Genomic DNA, 20,254 nt, shown 5'->3' on the forward strand with positions numbered 1-20,254 from the left:
TAATGCCATTAGAAGAACATTATTCTTTAGCGGCTTTTACTGAAAAAGCCTATCTCGATTATGCCATGTACGTTATTCTCGACCGCGCGTTGCCCGCGCTGGCTGATGGTTTAAAACCCGTGCAGCGGCGTTTGGTTTATGCGATGAGCGAATTAGGATTATCCGCCGGTTCCAAATATAAAAAATCCGCGCGCACCGTCGGCGACGTATTAGGAAAGTATCACCCACACGGCGATTCTGCCTGTTATGAAGCGATGGTTTTAATGGCACAGAACTTTTCTTATCGTTATCCGCTGATTGATGGGCAAGGCAATTGGGGTAGTGCTGATGATCCCAAATCATTTGCTGCCATGCGTTATACCGAATCAAAACTCACTGCTTACGCGCATTCTTTATTAGCCGAACTTAATCCAGAAACCGTTGATTGGACGGCAAATTTTGATGGAACATTGCAAGAACCTAAAACGCTTCCAGCGCGTTTACCCAATATTTTATTAAACGGCGGCAGCGGGATTGCCGTTGGCATGAGCACGGATATTCCGCCGCATAATATGGGCGAAATTGTGGCAGCGTGTCAGGCGTTATTAAAAAATCCACAATTGAGTGAAGAAGCGTTGTTGCAAATCGTGCCGGCGCCAGATTTTCCCACGGGCGGCGTATTGATCAATACGCGCGAGGAAATCGCGCATTGTTATCGCACGGGCAGCGGCAGCGTACGGCTGCGGGCGAGTTATCACATTGAAAAAGATAATATTGTGATTGACGAATTGCCGTATCAAGTTTCCGGCAGCAAAGTGCAAGAACAAATCACGCAGCAAATTCAAGAAAAAAAATTATTGTGGCTGGAAGCGGTGCGCGATGAATCCGATCATAAAAATCCCACGCGGCTCGTGTTATTGCCGCGCTCTCATCGTATTGATAAAAAACGTTTAATGCAGCATTTATTTGCCACCACGGATTTAGAAAAAACCGTGCGCATTCAATTAAATATGATTGGATTAGACGGCAAACCGCAAATTAAACCGTTGATTGTGATATTGCGCGAATGGTTAACGTACCGCGAGCAAACGGTGATGCGGCGGCTTTCTTATCGTTTGCACGCGCTTAATGAGCGTTTAGAAATTTTAGCCGGCTTGCGCATTGCTTTTTTACAACTTGATACGGTTATCCAAATCATTCGTGAACACGATGACGCGCAAACGGCATTAATGCAGGCTTTGCCATTAACTGCGGCGCAAAGTGAAGCGATTTTGAATATTCGTTTACGGCAACTGGCAAAACTCGAGGAAAACGCCATCGTTCAAGAAGAAAAAACGTTGATCGATGAACAAAAATCATTGCAAAATCTGATTGATAACCGAGACGCGCGTTTACAATTTATCGCCGATGAATTAGCCGCTGACGCGCAAAATTATGCCGATCCGCGCCGAACGACGTTTATTAAACCCGATGCCAAAACGGCATTGCCGGCGCGCGCGTGGCAACCGAGCGAAGCGGTCACTTTGGTTTTATCCAAAATGGCTTGGGTGCGTTTGGCAAAAACGCATCAAGTTGATGGGCGAACGTTGGCGTATAAAAGTGGCGATGAATTTTTATTACAAATCGCCGCCAAATCCGATCAAACGGCGATTTTATGCGGCAATGATGGGCGTTGTTATGCTTTATCGTTAGCCAATATTGCCTCCGCGCGCGGTTACGGCGAACCATTATCGCGGTATTTTTCTTTCGCTGAAAAAACGACAATCGTGGCGGCTGCCGCGCTCGATCCTGAGCAATATTATGTTTTAGCGGCGAATAATGCTTACGGTTTTGTGGTTAAAGGCAGCGATTTAGTGGCAAAAACGAAAAAAGGAAAAGCAGTGCTTAATGTAGGCAAAGCCAACGCGCTGGCGTTATTGCCGCTTTTTGATGAAGAATCTTTATTGTGCGCACTGGATAATACGGGACGGACGTTGATTTTTCCGGCGCGAGATTTGCCGCAACAATCCAAAGGAAAAGGCAATAAAATCATGGCAATCACTCAAAAAGAATGGATACAAGGCGTGCGCTTAAAACAATTATTAATATTACCGCCGCAAGCAAGTTGTTTATTAACCAGCGGTAAACGCAGCATGCAATTAAATGCGCAAAATTGGGCGCCGTATTGCGGCGCGCGCGGGCAAAAGGGCGTTTATTTGCCGCAACCGTTTCGCAATGCTGATGTTGAAGTGATAATGCCATGATGCCGTTGTTACCGTTTCCGGAATTTTCTGCCGCGATTAATCGTTTTAAATTTTGGTTGGAACCATTAGTCGGCACGGATCGCGATGTTTTTAATTTGATTGATGCTTTTGCCGAAAAAGAAGGAAAAGCGTTGTATGAAGCGTTAAAAATTCAAATGGAAGCCGTATCGCCAGCGTTATGGTTGGTTGATTTGTGGCGCCGGCAATTTTTGGGATTACACGAGCCGCTGCCATTAGCCGGCAATATGGTGATGAAAATTGATTGGGTTTTGCCGCAAACGGGATTAAAACTGGTGGCGCATTTTGCCGCTGCGATGGCACAAGTTCATTGTGATTATTTAACGGGCAATTTACCGCCTCTTCAACACGACAATACACTGCTTAATATGACGCAATGGGCGATTTTGCGCGGGGCGGCGCGCCGTCCTGCTTTGCCGCGCAATGAGTTTTGGATTCAAGAACCGCAGACTTTATCGGGGCATATTGTGGTGTTGTATCGCGGTTATGCGTGGAAAGTTTTAATTGCAGATGATAAAGCGCGGGTGGCAACGCCGGCGCAATTGGAAAATGTGCTTTATGAATTGGTGCAAACCACCAATAATAACAATGAATTGCCGTTTTCGTTGCCGTCTATTTTGCCCACAGAAAAAGCCTTGGAAATCCGCGCGCAATTATTGAGTCGCACGGAAAATAATCAGATTATGAAAATGGTGGAAAATGCGTGGTTTATTTTGTCGCTTGACGACGCGCATTTTAGCGAGGAAGAAGATGCGCTTTTAGATGCAGCTTTTGGTCAGGGCAATAATCTTTGGGCGTATAAACCATTGAATTTTATCAGTCACTTTAAAGATGATCGTTTATACGTTCATTTTGAACATAGCCATCTCGATCCGGCAACCGTCAGCGATATGATGGGTTTTGCCCGCGATAATTACGAATGCATTTTAAGATGTCGGCACAACAATTTGCCGATGGATTTAAATTATCAAGCGATGAATTGGACGATTGACGGACGCAAAACGGTGGAAGCCGCAGACAGTGGACGCAATGAGGAAACCGGCGGCACGTTTAAAGCGATGTCGGAAGCGTTAAATGATTACCAGCGTCAATCCGAAAAATGGATGATTACGATTCAAGATATTTTCATTATTCCGCAGGAACAGCCGTTATTAAAACCGTATCATCAAGATGCAATTAGCCATTTATTGCTGCAATTTGGACAATTGGAGACGTATCACAAAATCCGTCCGATGGGAGAACTGGTTGATTTGCGTCATTTACAAGATGGACGCTTTGATTGGTTTACGCCGTTAACCGTTGATTCCATTCGTTTTGTACAACGTTTGCAGCATAATCAAGCCACGGTGGAAGATTTTGAAAAAGCGATTAAAGCGCATGAAAAGCGGCTGCGGATTACGCGCGAAGGTTTGGGCATTTGGGGCTGGTGGTTGGCGTTAAAACACATTGCTAAAGTTCAAGGGATTGAAGTGCCGATTTTTAATCACCCACAAATTCAAAGTTTAACCAATCCTTTTATCCACACCATGCGTTTATTTGATGGCGCGTGCACTTCTCATATCGCGGTAGCGCCGCCGGATAAACGCGGCATGGGCATTCATTATGCGTTCGATGCCAGCCATATCAGTTTTGTTATTACGCATCGAAGAAGCAAAATTAATGAAATCGAGCGTTTTTGCCGCTCGCTCAATAGTGGTTATCGGCAAATCATCAATATTTTAAAAAACAGCGGCAGAGTTGAACTATAAAGCACGATTAAAACCAACGTTTGATTTTTTCGGCAGGGTGTTCTGATGATTGCGCCCAATTTCCGCGCAACCGCTGCGGTTGCTCGCTTAAATAAGTTTGATAACGCTGGCGCGGTATTTCAACGGCGCCCATGCTCATTAAGTGCGGCGTCATAAATTGCGTATCCAACAACAAAACTCCGTGTTCAGCTAAATAAGCGCATAACCATAATAAGACAATTTTTGAAGCACTTTTTTGCACGGAAAACATCGATTCACCACAAAAAATCTTATCTAAACCCACGCCATACATACCACCGATTAATTCTTGACCGCGCCATAATTCGCAGCTGTGCGCCAATCCGTGTTGATGCAAACGGGTATAAGTTTTTCGAATTAGCGGCGTAATCCACGTTTTGCCGTGCAGCCGAGCACAATGATCAATGGTTGCTGCAAAATCCATATCTAAAGTGATGCGGTAGTCAGGATCGCGCAGCGTTTTTCCTAAACTACGGCTTAAATGCGCGCGGTCGGTTGGAATGACGCACCGCGGATCAGGCGCCCACCATAAAATGGTGTCGTCTTTTTCAAACCAAGGAAATACGCCTTCACAATGTGCGCTAAAAGCTAATTCCGCGGTTAAAGTACGGCTGACAGCTAATAAACCTTGATCATCAGCGGTTGCAACGTCGGGAAAAATACGAGGCATAACAATTTCTCAATGCATAAAAAGGGGCATAGTAATGATTTTTCGGCGCGAAAGAATGGTTTTCCGAATGGTTAGGCTTTTTGGTATCATGCGTCATTTGATTTTTTTTGGGAATAATTCATGATTTTTTACCCGTGTCGTCGCCAAACATTGTTTTGTGCGCTTGCTATATTGTGGGCTGGTCGCGCGGTTGCGCAATCGTTTTTGGTGGAAGATATTCGTGTTGACGGTTTGCAGCGGGTTTCGGCGGGCACGGTTTTTTCTTATTTGCCGATTAAAAAGAATCAATGGATTGATGAACAAATCACCAGCCAAGCGATCACCGATTTATATGCCAGTAATTTATTTTCACGGGTAACGATGGCGCGCGACGGCAATCAGTTAATTGTGCACGTTGAAGAATTCCCCGTCATCGCAGAAATTCAATTAAGCGGCAATACCGCGATCAATACCAGTCAAATCAAAGAAGTATTTTCCGCCTCCGGCATCAGCGAGGGACAAGCTTATAATCCGGCGATGCTGCAAGAAATGACGCGGCAATTATATGAACAATATGAAGCGCGCAGTAAATTTCAAATTCACATTACGCCGACGGTTACGCAATTGCCGCGCGGGCGCGTGCGCATTCATTTTGCTATCGATGAAGGACGCACCGCACAAATTAAATCCATTCAATTTGTCGGCAATCAAAGATACAGCAGCGATCGGCTACGCAAATTATTGGATACGGATACCACGGGTTTTTGGTCACGATTAACCCGCGATGATCTCGTCAACGGCGAACGTTTAAATGCCGATTTAAAACGTTTAGAAGATTTTTATTTTGACCGCGGTTTTCTTGATTTTGAAATTACTTCCGTGCAAACGGCATTGTCGCAAGATAAAACCAAAGTTTTTTTAACGATCAATTTGCATGAAGGAAAACCTTATACTTTGGTTGATTATCGTTTTAGCGGCGATTTTTCATTAACACCGGAAGAATTGAGCACTTTGGCGCCGTTAAAAAAAGATCAAGTTTATAATCGCAGCGCGGTTAACGAAGTTTTAGAAGCGATTAAAAAACGGCTGGCTGATGAAGGTTTTGCGCGCGCCGATGTGGTGGCGTTACCGGAAAAAAATACTTTAACTCAGGAAGTTGCGCTCAATATTGCGGTGACGAAAGGAATGCGCATTACGGTGCGCCACATTAATTTTGCCGGTAATCAAAAATCATACGACACGGTTTTGCGCCGTGAATTACGGCAGCAAGAATCCGCGCCTTATTCGGCTTCCGATTTGGAACGTTCGCAGCAACGCATTCGGCGATTACCGCAAATAGAAGAAATCAAACAAACCTTAATTCCGGTAGACGGGCACCCTGATCAAGTAGACGTTTTATTTACGCTCACCGAGCGCAGCACCAGCCATATTCAAGGCGGCATCGGCTATGGGCAACGCAGCGGTGCTTTATTATCCATTGATTATAACGATGATAATTTTTGGGGCAGTGGTAATCGTTTGGCGCTTAATTTTACCCGCAGCGAAAACTACAAATCTTATGGTTTTGATATTACAGATCCTTATTTTACGCAAAGCGGTGTGAGTGCCAATTATCGTTTTAATTTTAGTGAATATGATTACGACAAAGAGCATCTTTCTGATTGGATGGCGGATCAATTAAATGCCACGGTTACTTTTGGTTATCCCATCAGTGAATATCAAAACATTTATTTAGGCGGCGGTTATCGGCGGATTAAAATCGCAACCGGAGATAAAGTTTCGCCGGAAATTACCGATTTTTTACAACAACACGGTAAACAATTTGATGAATTCGTACTCACCGGCGCGTGGACGAAAAACACGCTCGATGATACGTACGTGCCCAGCACCGGCGCCAGCAATTCGATTAGTGCGGAAGTTGTTTTGCCCAGTTCTGATTTGAAATATTACAAAATCACTTACGACAACAAAACCTATTTTTCCCAAAATAAACCGGATTCTTTTATTTTTGATATTCACGGCAAAATCAGTTACGGCGCGGGTTACGGCGGCGATTATGATGCTTTACCGTTTTATCGACGTTATTACGCCGGCGGTATGTCAACCGTGCGCGGTTATTCTTACGGCACTTTGGGCCCCAAATATGCCAACGGCGACGCTGCCGGCGGCGATTTTTTGCTCTCGGGCGGTGCTGAAATTATGATGCCGGTGTCGTTTAATCAACGCGGGCGCAATTTTCGCGTGGGATTATTTGTAGACGGCGGTTATGCGTGGTCGGATATCAAGGATTTTGATCGTTCGGATTTACGCTATTCCACCGGCGTTTTTGTGCAATGGTTGTCGCCAATTGGACCGTTAAATATGAATTACGCGGTGCCGCTAAACAAAAAAGACGGCGACGAAGAAGAAAAATGGCAATTTACGTTGGGCACGGCATTTTAGGAACGCGATGATGAACAGCCGAAAAATATTGGTTTTTTTATTGTGGCTTTCGGTGAGCGCGACGGCGCAAGAAGTTTTAACGCCTCAACCGGCGCCACAAACCGTTGCCGTCAATGGTTTTCAACTTTCGGATTTAAAAGTTGCTTTTGTGAATTTTCGCCGAATTTTGCAATCCAGCCCGCAATTATCCGCGATGCAAACCATGTTAAACGCGGAATTTGATCAGCAACAAAAAGCATTGCGTGCGGCGCAAAATGAATTGCGCGAACTCGAGCGGCAAGCATTGACGCATAATAATTTGCAAAACGATGAAGCGTTAGAACGGAAATTAATCGAAAAGCGCCGCAATGTTACGTATCTTGAAAATACTTTGCACGATAACTACAGTGTGCGCCGCAATGAGGAATTAACGCGTTTGCAGCGGCAAATTTTAGATGAAATTTTGGCGGTGGCAAAAGAGTATGGTTTTGACGTGATTTTGAATGATACGGGCGTGATTTACGTCAGCGAAAAAGCCGATTTAACTTCGCTCGTTATCCAACGTTTAACGCAATCTTTGGATAAAAATACCGCCGATTCAAAAATAAAAGAAGAAAAAACACATGATAAAACAAAACATTAATTCAGAAACCATTGCCCATTGGGTTAATGGTAAACATTTAGGCGCCGTGCAAACGGTGGCATATGTTGGTTCACTTGCGCACGGTCAAAAAAATCATATTGGTTTTTTAGCCGAAGCTGTTTATTTAGAGGAAGCGCAACATAGCCAAATCGCTACCGTGCTTGTTGATCGCGATTATCCCGCGTTATCCGCTGCTGGCAAAACGCAAATCGTGGTGGCAAACGTGCGTCAAGCGTGGCGCATCGTCAGCGATTATTTTGCCGCACAAAATAAAACGCAAACGCGCGCGATTCACCCACAAGCGATCATCGATCCCAATACGAAAATTGCAGATAACGTCAGTATTGGCGCGGGGGCGGTGATTGAATCGGGCGCAGTAATTGAATCGGGCGCGGTGATTGCGCCGCTGGTTTATATTGATACTGATGTAAAAATTGGCGCCGATACGGTTATCGACAGCGGCGCGCGCATTTTACGCGGCACAACTATCGGCAAACGCTGCCATATTTTGTCCAACGCTGTCATCGGCGGACGCGGTTTTGGTAACGTTTTTGAAGACGATCACTGGCAAGAATTGGCGCAATTAGGCGGCGTGGAAATTGGTGATGATGTAGAAGTCGGCGCCGGCACGATGATTGATCGCGGTACGTTAGACAATACGATCATCGGTAATGGCGTGAAATTAGATAATTTGATTCAAATCGCGCATAACGTAAAAATCGGTGATCACACGGCAATTGCCGGCTGTTGCGTGATTGCGGGATCGGTGACGTTTGGGCGCTATTGCGTCGTCGGCGGCGCGAGCGTGTTTAACGGTCATATTACGATTTGTGACGGCGCGCAGTTTACCGGTCACTCCTCAATTACAAAATCAATTACTGAAGCCGGCGTTTACAGTTCGTTTATTCCTGTAATGCCGGCGGCAAAATGGAAGCGCTTTGTTGCAAAATTACGTTTACTTGGAAAAGAAAAATGACAGATTTAATGAAAAATACGCCTACTACAATTATGGATATTGAAGAAATTCGCCGCTATTTGCCGCATCGTTATCCGTTTTTATTAATCGACCGCATTATCGCGCTGGAAACGCAAAATTATATTCACGCGTTAAAAAACGTGACTGCAAATGAACCTTTTTTTCAAGGGCATTTTCCTAATAAAGCGGTGATGCCAGGGGTTTTGGTGGTGGAAGCGATGGCGCAGGCGGCAGGCATTTTGGGCGTAAAAAGCGCGAAAGCAGCAGCTGGTTTACCCGATGAGCCGGAAGAAGATGGAATTTATTTTTTCGTCGGCATCGATAAAGCGCGTTTTCGTAAAACCGTGGTGCCCGGTGATCAATTAATCCTTGAAGTTAAATTATTGCGTTCACGGCGCGGCATTTGGTCATTTGACGCACGGGCAACGGTTGACGATGCGGTGGTGTGTACGGCAGAAATTATGTGCACCAGCGCGGGCAAAGGAGCAGCGTGATGATTCATCAAACGGCAATTATTCACCCACAAGCGCATATCGCCAGCGATGTAGAAATCGGCGCTTATAGCGTTATTGGCGACGAAGTTTATATTGATAGCGGTACGGTAATTGGTCCGCACGTGGTTATTGAAGGGCCGACGCGGATTGGTAAAAATAACCGCATTTTTCAATTCGCTTCTTTAGGCGCGATGCCGCAAGATAAAAAATACGGCGGCGAAAAAACATGGTTGACGATTGGCGATGGCAATACGATTCGCGAATTTGTCACGTTTAACCGTGGCACGATTCAAGACGGTGGCGAAACAAAAATCGGCGATGATAATTGGATTATGGCGTACGTTCACATTGCGCATGATTGCGTGGTCGGCAGCCATACGATTTTCGCCAATAATGCTTCTTTAGCGGGACACGTGCATATTGAAGATTATGTGATTTTGGGCGGTTTTGCTTTGGTTTATCAGTTTGTGCACGTGGGCGCATATAGTATTTTGGCGTTTTCAAGCGGCGTTAAACAAAATGTTCCGCCGTATTCGATGGTTGCTGGTATGCCAGCAAAAGCAGCCGGCATTAATAAAGAAGGTTTGCGCCGTCATCAAATTCCGGCAACCGAAATCGAGGCAATTAAGCAAGCGTTTCATTGTTTGTATCAAGAAAATTTATTGCTTTCGGAAGCGCGCGAAAAAATCAATCTTTTAGCGCAACAATCGCCGGCAGCAAAACGTATTGCTGATTTTATTCAACAAACCGGAAAACGCGGTCTGATCCGCTGATAAATTATGCTTCATCATAATCCGCATATTGCGCTGATTGCTGGCGAACGCTCTGGCGATCGTTTGGGCGCGCCGTTAATAGCAGCGCTGCGCGCGCATTTTCCGCAGGCGCGTTTTACGGGAATCGGCGGCGAATTAATGCAGGCGGCAGGATTAGAATCGTTTGCTGATATGAATCGTTTATCGGTGATGGGTTTTTCTGAAGTATTGTTACATTTAAGCGATATTTGGCAGTTAAAAAACGATTTATTGCAACGCTGGCAGGCGGATCGTCCGGATTTATTTATCGGCATTGATGCGCCGGATTTTACGCTGCGCATTGCCGCGGCATTACATCAACATGGCGTGCAAACCGTGCATTACGTCAGCCCTTCTTTGTGGGCGTGGAAAGCAGGGCGCATTAAACAAATAAAACGCGCGGTTGATCATGTTTTATGTTTATTTCCTTTTGAAACCGACATTTATCATCAACATCACGTGGGCGCAACTTGGGTGGGTCACCCAATGAAAGATCGCATTAAAACGCAATCGATCGTGCAGGCGCGGCAAAAGTTGGGCATATTTAATGACCATTGTCCCGTGATTGGATTATTTTCTGGGTCGCGCGTTCAAGAAATTAAACGGCTTTTGCCAATTTTTCTTGCTGCCGCGCAAAAAATCAAAAGCCATCACCACGATTTAGCGCTGATCATTTCTTTGAGCGATAAACGCCACGAGCACTTAATAAAAACGTTGGTAAACAATCGATTATCCAGCACGGAAAACGTTTTTATTTCAAACGCCGACAGCGCGCTGCTCATGTCCGCCTGTGATGTTTTAATGCTCAAAAGCGGCACGATTACTTTGGAAGCCACATTATTACAACGCCCGATGTTATCGGCGTATCGCGTTCACCCGTTAACGGCTTTCATTGCGCGCCGTTTAATAAAAATTCCGCATTTTTCTTTGCCCAATATTTTAGCCGGACGCGCCGTGATTCATGAATGGATTCAAGAAAATTGTACGCCCGAATATTTAGCGCACGATGCCGAAACCTTATTAACCGATCCTGAAATCCGCGCACAACAATTATCTGCGCTCGCTGAAATTGCAGAACAGTTGCCGGAAAATGTTTCACAACGTGCGGCGGCGGTGATTGCGGATTTATTAAAGGAAAACAAATGATTGCTGGCGTTGATGAAGCCGGACGCGGCGCGTGGATTGGAAACGTTGTTGCTGCAGCGGTGATTTTGCCCAACGATTATGATTTACCCGATTTAACCGACAGCAAAAAATTAAGCGCCGCCAAACGCGAGCGATTGTGCGCAGCGATTTATGAACAAGCGATTGCGGTTGCTTGTGCGTGGTGTTCGCCGGAAGAAATCGATCAACTTAATATTCATTACGCCACTTTATGCGCGATGAAAAAAGCGGTGATCACATTAAAAGTTGCGCCGACCGAAGTTTTGATTGATGGCAAATTTGCGCCAGAACTTCCTTTTCCCACGCGGACGATAATTGGCGGCGATGCGCTGGAGCCTGCCATTTCTGCCGCCTCAATCGTGGCAAAAGTCACGCGGGATAAACAAATGATTGCATTAGATGCGTTGTATCCGGATTATGGTTTTGCGGCGCATAAAGGTTACGGTACGCAAAAACATCAGCAAGCTTTGCGTCAATTCGGCGTTTTGCCGCTGCACCGCCGTTCTTATGCGCCCATTGCGGCTTTGTTAAAAAACAATAAAAAATAATTGTGCCACATCAGTGGTTTGGAGAATTTCAATCATGGTTGATTATGTGCCTTTGCATGTTCATAGCGAATATTCTTTAAATGATAGTTTGCTGCGCATTCACGACATTGTCGCGTTTGCGCAAACGCATGATTTAACAAGCATTGCTTTGACCGATCGCAATAATTTATACGCGGCTATCAAATTTTATCAATGCGCGCGGCGGGCAAAAATCAAACCAATTTTGGGCTGTGATTTAAGCATTCGCGATGAAGTAGGGCAGATTCATCAATTGATTTTATTGGCGCAAAATGCTTTGGGTTTTCGGCATTTATGTGAACTCGTCAGCTTTGCTTATACGCACGATCAAACGCCTAACGAAATTGCCGTTGATAAAACGCGTTTAACCGCCGAACAATGTCAAGGACTCATTGCCTTATCCGGCGGCGAAGAAGGCGATGTTGGCAAAGCAATTGCACGCGGCGACCGTAAACACGCTCTACAATGCGCCACACATTGGCAAAAGATTTTTTCTAATCGTTTTTATTTGCAAATTGCGCGTTTTGGGCAAACAGAGCCCCCGTTATTCAGTCAAAATTTAGCAGAAATCGGGCAAAAATTACGCATTGCCGCGGTGGCGACCAATCTCGCTTGTTTTAAAACCGCTGCCGATTTTGATTATCACGAAGCGCGGGTGTGCATTGCTTCCGGCGATACCATCGATAATCCCAAACGTGTGCGCCGTTTTACACCGCAGCATCATTTGCGCGCGCCGCAAGATTTAGCGCAAATTTTTGCCGATGCGCCGCAATTATTAGTAAATACCGAATTGATCGCGCAACGTTGCAACGTCGTTTTATCTTTGGGAAAACATTATTTACCGGATTTTCCGCTGCCAGAATGTATTGATATTGAACGTTATTTAGTGCAAGAAGCCGAGCGCGGATTAGAAGAGCGCCTCGTGCAATTATTTCCCGATCCCCAAATCCGCGCCGAAAAAACCGCGCTTTATCAGGAACGTTTGCAAACGGAATTAGCAGTTATTAACCGCATGCAATTTCCAGGGTATTTTTTGATTGTGGCTGATTTTATTCAGTGGGCAAAAAATCACGATGTGCCCGTCGGGCCCGGACGCGGATCGGGCGCGGGATCTTTGGTTGCTTTTTGCTTAAAAATCACCGAATTGGATCCGATGGCGTACGATTTATTGTTCGAACGTTTTTTAAATCCCGAACGCGTTTCAATGCCCGACTTTGACGTTGATTTTTGCATGAATAAACGTGATGACGTAATTCGTTACGTTGCTGACAAATATGGGCACGATAAAGTCTCGCAAATCGCGACGCACGGCACGATGGCGGCAAAAGCCGTTATTCGCGATGTGGGACGCGTTTTGTCACTTCCGTATCCCGTCGTCGATAAAATCTCCAAAATGGTGCCCAATACTTTGGGCGTTACTTTGCCCGATGCTTTAGGTAAAACGGAAAAATCACGCACGCACCCCGAATTTTTTTCCGCGGAATTGACAAAACGTTATGAAGAGGACGAAGAAGTTAAATATTTAATCGATATCGCGCTACCTTTGGAGGGTTTGGCGCGCAACGTTGGCAAACACGCCGGCGGTGTCGTCATTGCGCCAACCACGTTAACCGATTTTTCCGCGCTATATTGCGAACACGCCGGCAGCGCGCTGGTGACACAATTTGATAAAGAAGATATTGAAGCGGCGGGATTGGTTAAATTTGACTTTTTGGGTTTGCGCACGCTGACCGTCATCGATTGGGCGGTGCAAAACGTCAATCAATATGCGCCGGCAAACGAAAAATTAGATATACGCCAAATTCGTGATGACGATGAAGCGACGTTTCAATTATTAAAATCCGGCAAAACGACTGCCGTTTTCCAGCTGGAATCGTCGGGCATGAAAAATTTGATTGCCAAATTGCAGCCGGATAATTTTGAAGATTTGATTGCTTTGGTGGCGTTATTTCGTCCCGGACCTTTGCAATCTGGCATGGTTGATGATTTTATCAATCGCAAACATGGACGGGCGAAAGTGGTTTATCCGCACCCAGCGCTTGCCGAAATTTTGAAAAATACGTACGGCGTCATGGTTTACCAAGAGCAAGTAATGCAAGTTGCGCAAATTTTGGCAAAGTACAGTTTGGGCGAAGCTGATTTATTGCGCCGCGCGATGGGTAAGAAAAAGCCCGAGGAAATGGCAAAACAAAAAGGCACGTTTGTAGCGCGCGCGAGTGCCGGCGGCGTTGATGAACAAGTTGCTATTGATATCTTTGATTTAATGGCAAAATTTGCGGAATATGGTTTTAATAAGTCGCATTCCGCGGCTTATGCTTTATTGTCTTATCAAACGGCTTGGTTAAAAGCGCATTATCCGGCGGCATTTATGGCAGCGGTGTTGACTTCCGAAATGGATAAAACCGAAAAAATCGTTTTATTGATTGATGAATGCCATGAAATGGGATTGCGGATTTTGCCGCCGTCTATTAATCATTCGGCTTATGATTTTACGATTAATCAACAAGGCGAAATTCTTTTCGGTTTGGGCGCTATTAAAGGCGTGGGGCAAGCGGTGATTGAACAAATATTAGCCGAACGCCGCCGCGGTGGTGCGTTTCAATCGTTGACGGATTTATGCCAACGGCTTGATTTAAAAACATTAAAACGCAAAACGCTTGAAACCTTGATTTACGCCGGCGCGTTTGATCTCATCGAAAAAAACCGCGGTGCCTTATTTGCCGTATTGCCGCAGGCGTTAAAATTAGCCGAACAATATCATCAAGATAAAAAGAATCGTCAAACGAATATGTTTAGTTTGTTAGATGCCGCGCATTGTGAAGCGCATTTGGCGCTTAATCCGGAAAACAGTTGGCAGCCGCAGCAACAATTAATGTGGGAAAAATCGGTTTTAGGTTTATTTTTAAGCGGTCACCCTGCACAAGTTGCCGCGGAAATGATTCGCCCAATTTGCCCGAAAAACATCGCCGAAATTCAGCACGAACTCAATCAAAAAACGCCGCATCAAGGCGAATATCACTTTTTTTATCTGGGCGGATTACTCGTTGATAAACGCAATATCACCAGCAAAAAAGGCAAAAATTTTTGTTTTATCACCATAGACGATTGCAGCGGCAAAATAGAAATCGCGGTGCCGGAAGAATTATTGCAAACGGAAAATGCGGCATTAGAACGCGATACGCTGATTATTGCCCAAATTAAAGCGCGGTTTGTGGTCAATGAACAATCAGAAAATTGGCGCTACACGCTCGCCCATATTTATACGGTAGACGATGCGCGTTATCAATTAGCGACTGATGTTAAAATTGAAAGCGAAATCAACGCATTAACGCCACAATTTTTAAACGCATTAGCATCGTGGCGCCGCGCTGATGATGACGAATCAACCGCCGGCGTAACGCTTTATTTTGCCTTGCGTTTAGAACAAGAAGCGGTTGCCGCAAGCATTCGTTTGGGCGGACGTTATCGTTTTGATCGCACGATTTTTACAGATTTAGCGCATCATTTCGGCAGTCAAAATATTCATATGCATTACCGCATCTAAAGGTTTTATAAAATAATTTCCTGCGCCGGCGTGACGATTTCGGTTAATAATTTTTGCAAATGTACGCGTTTTTCAGCAAACGTGGACGCTTCTTCCAATAAAATGCGCACGGAAGTTGGCGCGGTCATTTTGTAGCATTGTGGATCGCGTTGTAATTTTTCGATAAGTTTATTGGCATCAATCGTTGCCGTCGGCAAAAATTGAAGTTCAATGGTTTTAGTTTGCAAACGAATTTTTTCAATACCGATTAATTGTGCGTAAACGTGCAAACGCGCTTTATAGCATAAATTCTGCGCCAAAACCGGCAAACTGCCAAAGCGGTCGCTTAATTCAATCATCACGTCATCAATTTCAGCGATGCTTTTCGCGCGCGCCAAACGATGATAAAGCGTTAAACGAATTTGCGGATCAAAAACGTACGTATCCGGCAATAAAGCCGCTTCACCAATATCAATTTGATAACGAACGGCAATTTCTTCTTGATTAAAATCCTGTCCAGATTTGAGCGCCGCGGTGGCGCGTTCGAGCAAATCAAGATAATAACTCATACCGATTTGTTGAATTTGTCCGCTTTGTTCATCGCCTAAAATTTCGCCGGCGCCCCGAATTTCTAAATCTTGACTGGCGAGCAAAAATCCTGCGCCCAAACTGTCTAATTCGGTAAACGCCGAAAGCCGTCTTTGCGCGTCTTTATTGAGCGTTTGCCACGCCGGCGTAATTAAATAAGCATAAGCTTGATGATGACTGCGTCCCACGCGTCCGCGTAATTGATGCAACTGCGCTAAACCTAATTTATCGGCGCGGTTAATGATGATTGTATTCGCGTTAGGGATATCGATGCCGCTTTCGATAATCGTGCTTGCGACTAATAAATCGTAATGGCGGTTATAAAAATCTTGCATGATTTTTTCGAGCGCGCGTTCGCGTAATTGCCCGTGCGCTACTGCAATGCGCGCTTGTGGTAATTGTTCTGATAAAGCGCGCGCGATGCGATCAATGCTGGAGACGTCATTATGCAGGAAATAAATTTGACCGCCGCGGTTGAGTTCACGCTCACAAGCTTCTTCAATCACGATGGGATCGTATTGACTGATAATGGTTTGAATGGATTGTCTGCCGGCGGGGGCGGTAGCGATGATCGATAAATCGCGTAAACCCGAAAGCGCCAGATTAAGCGTGCGCGGTATCGGCGTTGCCGTTAACGTCAACAAATTCACATCGGCGCGCAAACTTTTTAACGCTTCTTTGTGTTTTACGCCAAAACGGTGTTCTTCATCAACAATCACTAATCCTAATCGCGCAAATGCGATATCTTTTTGCAGCAAACGATGCGTTCCAATCACGATATCAATCGTGCCGTCGCGCAATGATTGCACGATAGCGCGTTGTTCTGCCGGCGTTTTAAAACGACTGATGGCAGCAATGCGAACGGCGATATGAGAAAAACGATCTAAAAAATTATGCACATGTTGATCGGCAAGCAAAGTGGTTGGCGTGATAATCGCGCATTGATAACCGGCTAAAACGGCAGCATAAGCCGCGCGCATCGCAACTTCCGTTTTCCCAAAACCAACGTCGCCGCAAACGATTCTATCCATGGGTTTTGCTTGCTGTAAATCGTTTAACACGGCATCGATGGCAGCTTGTTGATCGGGCGTTGTTTCATATTCAAATTGTTGGGCAAAATCCGCGAGCATGTGCGGATCGAATGTTAAAGCCTGCGCTGATGCAGCTTCGCGGGCGGCATAAATTGCTAATAATTCGGCGGCAGTATCGCGGGCGGTTTGTTGCGCCTTTTTTTTCGCGTTTTGCCAAACTTTGCCGCCTAATTCGTGCAGCGGTGCGTTTTCGGACGCCGTGCCGCTGTATTTACTGATGAGATCTAAATCGCTGATGGCAACAAATAAACGCGCTCCTTTAGCGTATTCAATCACCAGCATTTCGTCATCATCGATCATTTCCAAACCGCGATAACGTCCAACGCCGTGATCGATATGTACCACGGGTGCGCCGAGCGTTAAATCTTGCAAACTTTGAATGATGGCGCCGGCATCTTTATGTTTATTTTGCCGATAATTCGGCGTGGTGTGGCTGCCGTGGCGATCGGTTTCTGCTAAATGCGTGATACCGTCAGCGCAAAAACTATATTGCAGCGGCGAAATGCATAAAGCCGGATAATTTTTCGGCGGCAATTCATCGCTGATCAAACACTGCGGATATTCTTGGTATAAACGATCAAACCAATATTCCCGCAATCCTTGACTGGAAAAATGGAGCACGGCACGTTCAGCAGTAGCGAATTGTTCCAACCATTGTTGTCCGCGCGGCGTTTCATCAGAAAAGGGCAGGGCAGTGCAGCGGTTTTTCGGCATGTGAGTAGGCAAGGTTGCCAATCGTTCTTGAAGTTCCTGCGGTGAAAACCAAAGTTGTTCCGGCGCTAATAAACTGTTTTCACGCAAATGATTGAGCCGTTGATAACGTTTGTGACAATAATCGTCGTGATTTTGCAAAGAAACGGCGAGTTCATCGGCGGGAATGTAGCAAGTATTGGACGGAAAATAATCCAATAAATGCGCGGTTTCATCGAAAAAAAGCGGTAGATAATATTCTAATCCTTGCGGTGTGCGTCCTTCCGAAAGGCTTTGATAGATGCCGCTTTGATGAATGTGTTCGCCAAAATACTGGCGCGCAGATTGCCGAAAACAAACGCGTCCAGCATCGGAAAGATCGAGTTCTCGCGCCGGTAAAATCGATAGTTGCTGACATTTTTTTAAAGTGAGTTGCGTTTTGAGATCAAAAAAGCGAATGGAATCAATCTCATCATCTAACCATTCCAAACGAATTGGCGTTTGGGCTGCCATGGGAAAGAGATCAACGATATTGCCGCGCGTGGCATATTCGCCTTTTTCTGAAATGAAATGAGTGCTTTGGTAACCGGCTTGCAGTAGGCGGTTAATGACGGTTTTTTGCGCGATGTGATCACCGACGGCACAATGTATGCCGAATTTATCTAAATGAGTTTGTGGGCAAAGACGTTGCCGAAAGGCGCTGGTGCTGGTGATGACGATGCCTTGCGTTAACGTGGGCAGTTCCGCTAATACGCGAATGCGCTCCGAAACTAAATCAGGGTGCGGCGTGTAGTGATCGTAGGGCAGGGTTTCCCAATCAGAAAAGTAATAAAGTGTTTGTTGCCATGCGCTGTTTTTTAACCAAAACATGAGGTTATCGTAAAGATATTGCGCCCAAACGGCATCGGGAGCGACGATGAGGTGAACGTGTTTGGGTAATAAATGGTGCGCAAGATTGTAGGCAAGATGCTTGAATTTTTCGGTCATGGTCTTGTAAGCAAAAGGCACCATTATAGCGGTTTGGCAGTAATTCGGCGTAAAAACGCGTTGTAAATAAGCATAAAAAACGCTCCCCGAAGGGAGCGTTTAGTTAAAGTGAAAGAAAATCAGATTTAGATGATTATGGAGCCAACGTTGCCCATGTCATCGTCATCTAACGTTTTGCTAATGTAAAGTTGGTAGCCACCTTCTTTACTGGTGTAGAGATGATAGCCATCGTGATCAACTGGCGCGTAATCGCCACTATCTTGCGGCGCTTCATCGCGTGTCCATGTTCCCGTTTTATCCATGAAAATATGGTTACTATTATCGCCATTGAGATACAACTCGGTGTTATCGCCCATGAAGGCTTTGAAGGCATCAAAATCAAGCATGTTGAGGTTATGACCGCCTTCATCTAAGTTGATGGTTTCAAAGCTCTTCAATGAAGCAATGCTCAAGTTAGAACCGCTACCACCAATCACCAAAGTATCGCTGCCGGCGCCGCCATCAAGCATAACGTCTTGAGCGCTGCCATCGAATGTTCCTGAAAGAACAAGTATGTCATCACTATTTCCAAGCTCAACTTTAGCACCATCGCCCACATGGTTAAATTCAACCATATCAACGCCTTGTGATCCGTGAACTGTACTATGTTCAAATGAACCATCAACGGTCAATTGAGCATTGTGACCAACGTTATCATCTTTATCAGGGTTAACAGGGGCATATTGTTCTGGCATGGGCAAACCGCTGCCGAGATCAATCGTACTGCCTGAAACATTGCCGCCGATATTGATCGTATCAGATCCTTCAATCGATCCAATCGTTGTTGAACCACCAGTGGAAATGTAAGAATTCGCTACATTGCCATCAATAGTGATGGCATCGTTACCTTTACCGGCAAAGATGGAGCTATCACTAACGTTGTTGACATGTTCAATGTCATTGTCATTACCCAAGTACACAATGCTATTTACTTGATCGCCATCAACAATGAGCGAATCTCTACCGCCAGCGGTATCAACAATAACGATTGAACCATCAGCAGATTTAATATCGCCTTTAACATGATAGTTATTTATCCAATCGGAAGGTCGAGCATTGTCATCGACGCCAGCCGGAACTCCTTTTGTCGTTAAATCACCATCAATATTATCGAGTTCAACAGTTGCAGGAGCAAGTGCAATAACAGTGACATCTGTCTTTTCACCAGCAGCGCTTCCTGACGCATTGGTTACAGAAGCCGTAACTTCTGTATTGTCAGCAACAGCATTAGGTTCAAGATTAATAACAGCACCATCAGGCAATTCATCGTCAAAAGGTGAGGATCTGGAACTATCTTCAGATGGAACAAATTTCCAACTATCTGCCGTTTTTTCGTAAATAAAGCTCTTCAAGCTTGAATACTGATCGTAATAGCTGAAGGAGAATTTATCACCAACTTCAACGCCTTTTACAGGGAGCGTTATTTTTACGGAACCATCTGAAAAAGCTTCCAATTTCGGCGCTTCTGGCATCACTGTATCAACTTCCGGTTCAGGGTCAGTCGGTTTATCTGGATTTTCAGGATCTACCGGGTTGGTCGGATTTTCCGGGTCAGTCGGTTTATCTGGATTTTCAGGATCTACCGGGTTGGTCGGATTTTCCGGGTCAGTCGGTTTATCTGGATTT

Annotated in this window: 12 protein-coding genes and 1 pseudogene; 10 read left to right on the forward strand and 3 right to left on the reverse strand. The window is 45.2% G+C overall.

From position 1 onward, the window contains the following. Positions 1 to 2: 2 nt before the first annotated feature. Together parC and AKG33_RS01855 are read left to right on the forward strand one after the other, a co-directional pair. On the forward strand, positions 3 to 2,222 hold the full coding sequence (gene parC, locus AKG33_RS01850; protein WP_050707866.1) for a DNA topoisomerase IV subunit A: 2,220 nt from the start codon (positions 3 to 5) through the stop codon (positions 2,220 to 2,222). Beyond that, the gene (locus tag AKG33_RS01855; RefSeq protein ID WP_041729503.1) at positions 2,219 to 3,988 is read left to right on the forward strand and encodes a choline/carnitine O-acyltransferase; all 1,770 of its coding nucleotides are present in this window, start codon (positions 2,219 to 2,221) and stop codon (positions 3,986 to 3,988) included. Before parC ends, AKG33_RS01855 begins: the two co-directional genes overlap by 4 nt. Positions 3,989 to 3,995: 7 nt before the next feature. Here the strand turns inward: AKG33_RS01855 and aat are convergent, their stop codons facing one another. Then, positions 3,996 to 4,676 carry a leucyl/phenylalanyl-tRNA--protein transferase gene (gene aat, locus AKG33_RS01860; protein ID WP_012031013.1) on the reverse strand — a complete coding sequence of 227 codons (681 nt, stop codon included), beginning with the start codon at positions 4,674 to 4,676 and terminating at the stop codon, positions 3,996 to 3,998. A gap of 120 nt (positions 4,677 to 4,796) precedes the next feature. Between aat and bamA the strand changes: the two genes are divergently transcribed. From bamA to dnaE, 8 genes are read left to right on the forward strand one after another with little or no spacing between them, the layout of a single operon-like run. Next, a complete protein-coding gene (gene bamA, locus AKG33_RS01865) occupies positions 4,797 to 7,097 on the forward strand; it encodes an outer membrane protein assembly factor BamA (RefSeq protein WP_012031014.1) in 2,301 nt (766 codons plus the stop codon). Between the two features lie 7 nt (positions 7,098 to 7,104). Next, positions 7,105 to 7,719 (forward strand): OmpH family outer membrane protein, encoded by a 615-nt coding sequence (locus tag AKG33_RS01870; RefSeq protein ID WP_012031015.1) that lies wholly within the window; start codon positions 7,105 to 7,107, stop codon positions 7,717 to 7,719. After that, positions 7,700 to 8,695 (forward strand): UDP-3-O-(3-hydroxymyristoyl)glucosamine N-acyltransferase, encoded by a 996-nt coding sequence (gene lpxD / locus AKG33_RS01875; RefSeq protein ID WP_050707867.1) that lies wholly within the window; start codon positions 7,700 to 7,702, stop codon positions 8,693 to 8,695. The genes AKG33_RS01870 and lpxD overlap by 20 nt, the downstream gene beginning before the upstream one ends. Next, complete coding sequence (fabZ, locus tag AKG33_RS01880) at positions 8,692 to 9,189, forward strand: 3-hydroxyacyl-ACP dehydratase FabZ (RefSeq protein ID WP_082203955.1); 498 nt, start codon at positions 8,692 to 8,694, stop codon at positions 9,187 to 9,189. Before lpxD ends, fabZ begins: the two co-directional genes overlap by 4 nt. Further along, complete coding sequence (gene lpxA / locus AKG33_RS01885) at positions 9,189 to 9,962, forward strand: acyl-ACP--UDP-N-acetylglucosamine O-acyltransferase (protein ID WP_012031018.1); 774 nt, start codon at positions 9,189 to 9,191, stop codon at positions 9,960 to 9,962. The genes fabZ and lpxA overlap by 1 nt, the downstream gene beginning before the upstream one ends. A gap of 6 nt (positions 9,963 to 9,968) precedes the next feature. Further along, a complete protein-coding gene (lpxB, locus tag AKG33_RS01890) occupies positions 9,969 to 11,126 on the forward strand; it encodes a lipid-A-disaccharide synthase (protein ID WP_012031019.1) in 1,158 nt (385 codons plus the stop codon). Continuing rightward, positions 11,123 to 11,692, forward strand: a complete 570-nt coding sequence (locus tag AKG33_RS01895) for a ribonuclease HII (protein WP_012031020.1) — start codon at positions 11,123 to 11,125, stop codon at positions 11,690 to 11,692. Before lpxB ends, AKG33_RS01895 begins: the two co-directional genes overlap by 4 nt. 34 nt (positions 11,693 to 11,726) lie before the next feature. After that, positions 11,727 to 15,254 carry a DNA polymerase III subunit alpha gene (gene dnaE / locus AKG33_RS01900; protein WP_012031021.1) on the forward strand — a complete coding sequence of 1,176 codons (3,528 nt, stop codon included), beginning with the start codon at positions 11,727 to 11,729 and terminating at the stop codon, positions 15,252 to 15,254. A gap of 5 nt (positions 15,255 to 15,259) precedes the next feature. On the opposite strand, the gene mfd is transcribed toward dnaE, so the two are convergent. Together mfd and AKG33_RS07345 are read right to left on the reverse strand one after the other, a co-directional pair. Next, positions 15,260 to 18,589 carry a transcription-repair coupling factor gene (gene mfd, locus AKG33_RS01905; RefSeq protein ID WP_235503148.1) on the reverse strand — a complete coding sequence of 1,110 codons (3,330 nt, stop codon included), beginning with the start codon at positions 18,587 to 18,589 and terminating at the stop codon, positions 15,260 to 15,262. A 125-nt stretch (positions 18,590 to 18,714) separates the two neighbouring features. Further along, a pseudogene (locus AKG33_RS07345) lies at positions 18,715 to 20,254 on the reverse strand (hypothetical protein); the annotation flags it as partial.

This window comes from Dichelobacter nodosus (assembly GCF_001263335.1).
Taxonomy (GTDB): Bacteria; Pseudomonadota; Gammaproteobacteria; order Cardiobacteriales; family Cardiobacteriaceae; genus Dichelobacter; species Dichelobacter nodosus.

Coding starts and splice junctions, on each gene's coding strand:
- parC (WP_050707866.1), top strand. CDS start 3: ATGCCATTAGAAGAACATTATTCTTTAGCGGCTTTTACTGAAAAAGCC.
- AKG33_RS01855 (WP_041729503.1), top strand. CDS start 2,219: ATGATGCCGTTGTTACCGTTTCCGGAATTTTCTGCCGCGATTAATCGT.
- aat (WP_012031013.1), bottom strand. CDS start 4,676: ATGCCTCGTATTTTTCCCGACGTTGCAACCGCTGATGATCAAGGTTTA.
- bamA (WP_012031014.1), top strand. CDS start 4,797: ATGATTTTTTACCCGTGTCGTCGCCAAACATTGTTTTGTGCGCTTGCT.
- AKG33_RS01870 (WP_012031015.1), top strand. CDS start 7,105: ATGATGAACAGCCGAAAAATATTGGTTTTTTTATTGTGGCTTTCGGTG.
- lpxD (WP_050707867.1), top strand. CDS start 7,700: ATGATAAAACAAAACATTAATTCAGAAACCATTGCCCATTGGGTTAAT.
- fabZ (WP_082203955.1), top strand. CDS start 8,692: ATGACAGATTTAATGAAAAATACGCCTACTACAATTATGGATATTGAA.
- lpxA (WP_012031018.1), top strand. CDS start 9,189: ATGATTCATCAAACGGCAATTATTCACCCACAAGCGCATATCGCCAGC.
- lpxB (WP_012031019.1), top strand. CDS start 9,969: ATGCTTCATCATAATCCGCATATTGCGCTGATTGCTGGCGAACGCTCT.
- AKG33_RS01895 (WP_012031020.1), top strand. CDS start 11,123: ATGATTGCTGGCGTTGATGAAGCCGGACGCGGCGCGTGGATTGGAAAC.
- dnaE (WP_012031021.1), top strand. CDS start 11,727: ATGGTTGATTATGTGCCTTTGCATGTTCATAGCGAATATTCTTTAAAT.
- mfd (WP_235503148.1), bottom strand. CDS start 18,589: ATGACCGAAAAATTCAAGCATCTTGCCTACAATCTTGCGCACCATTTA.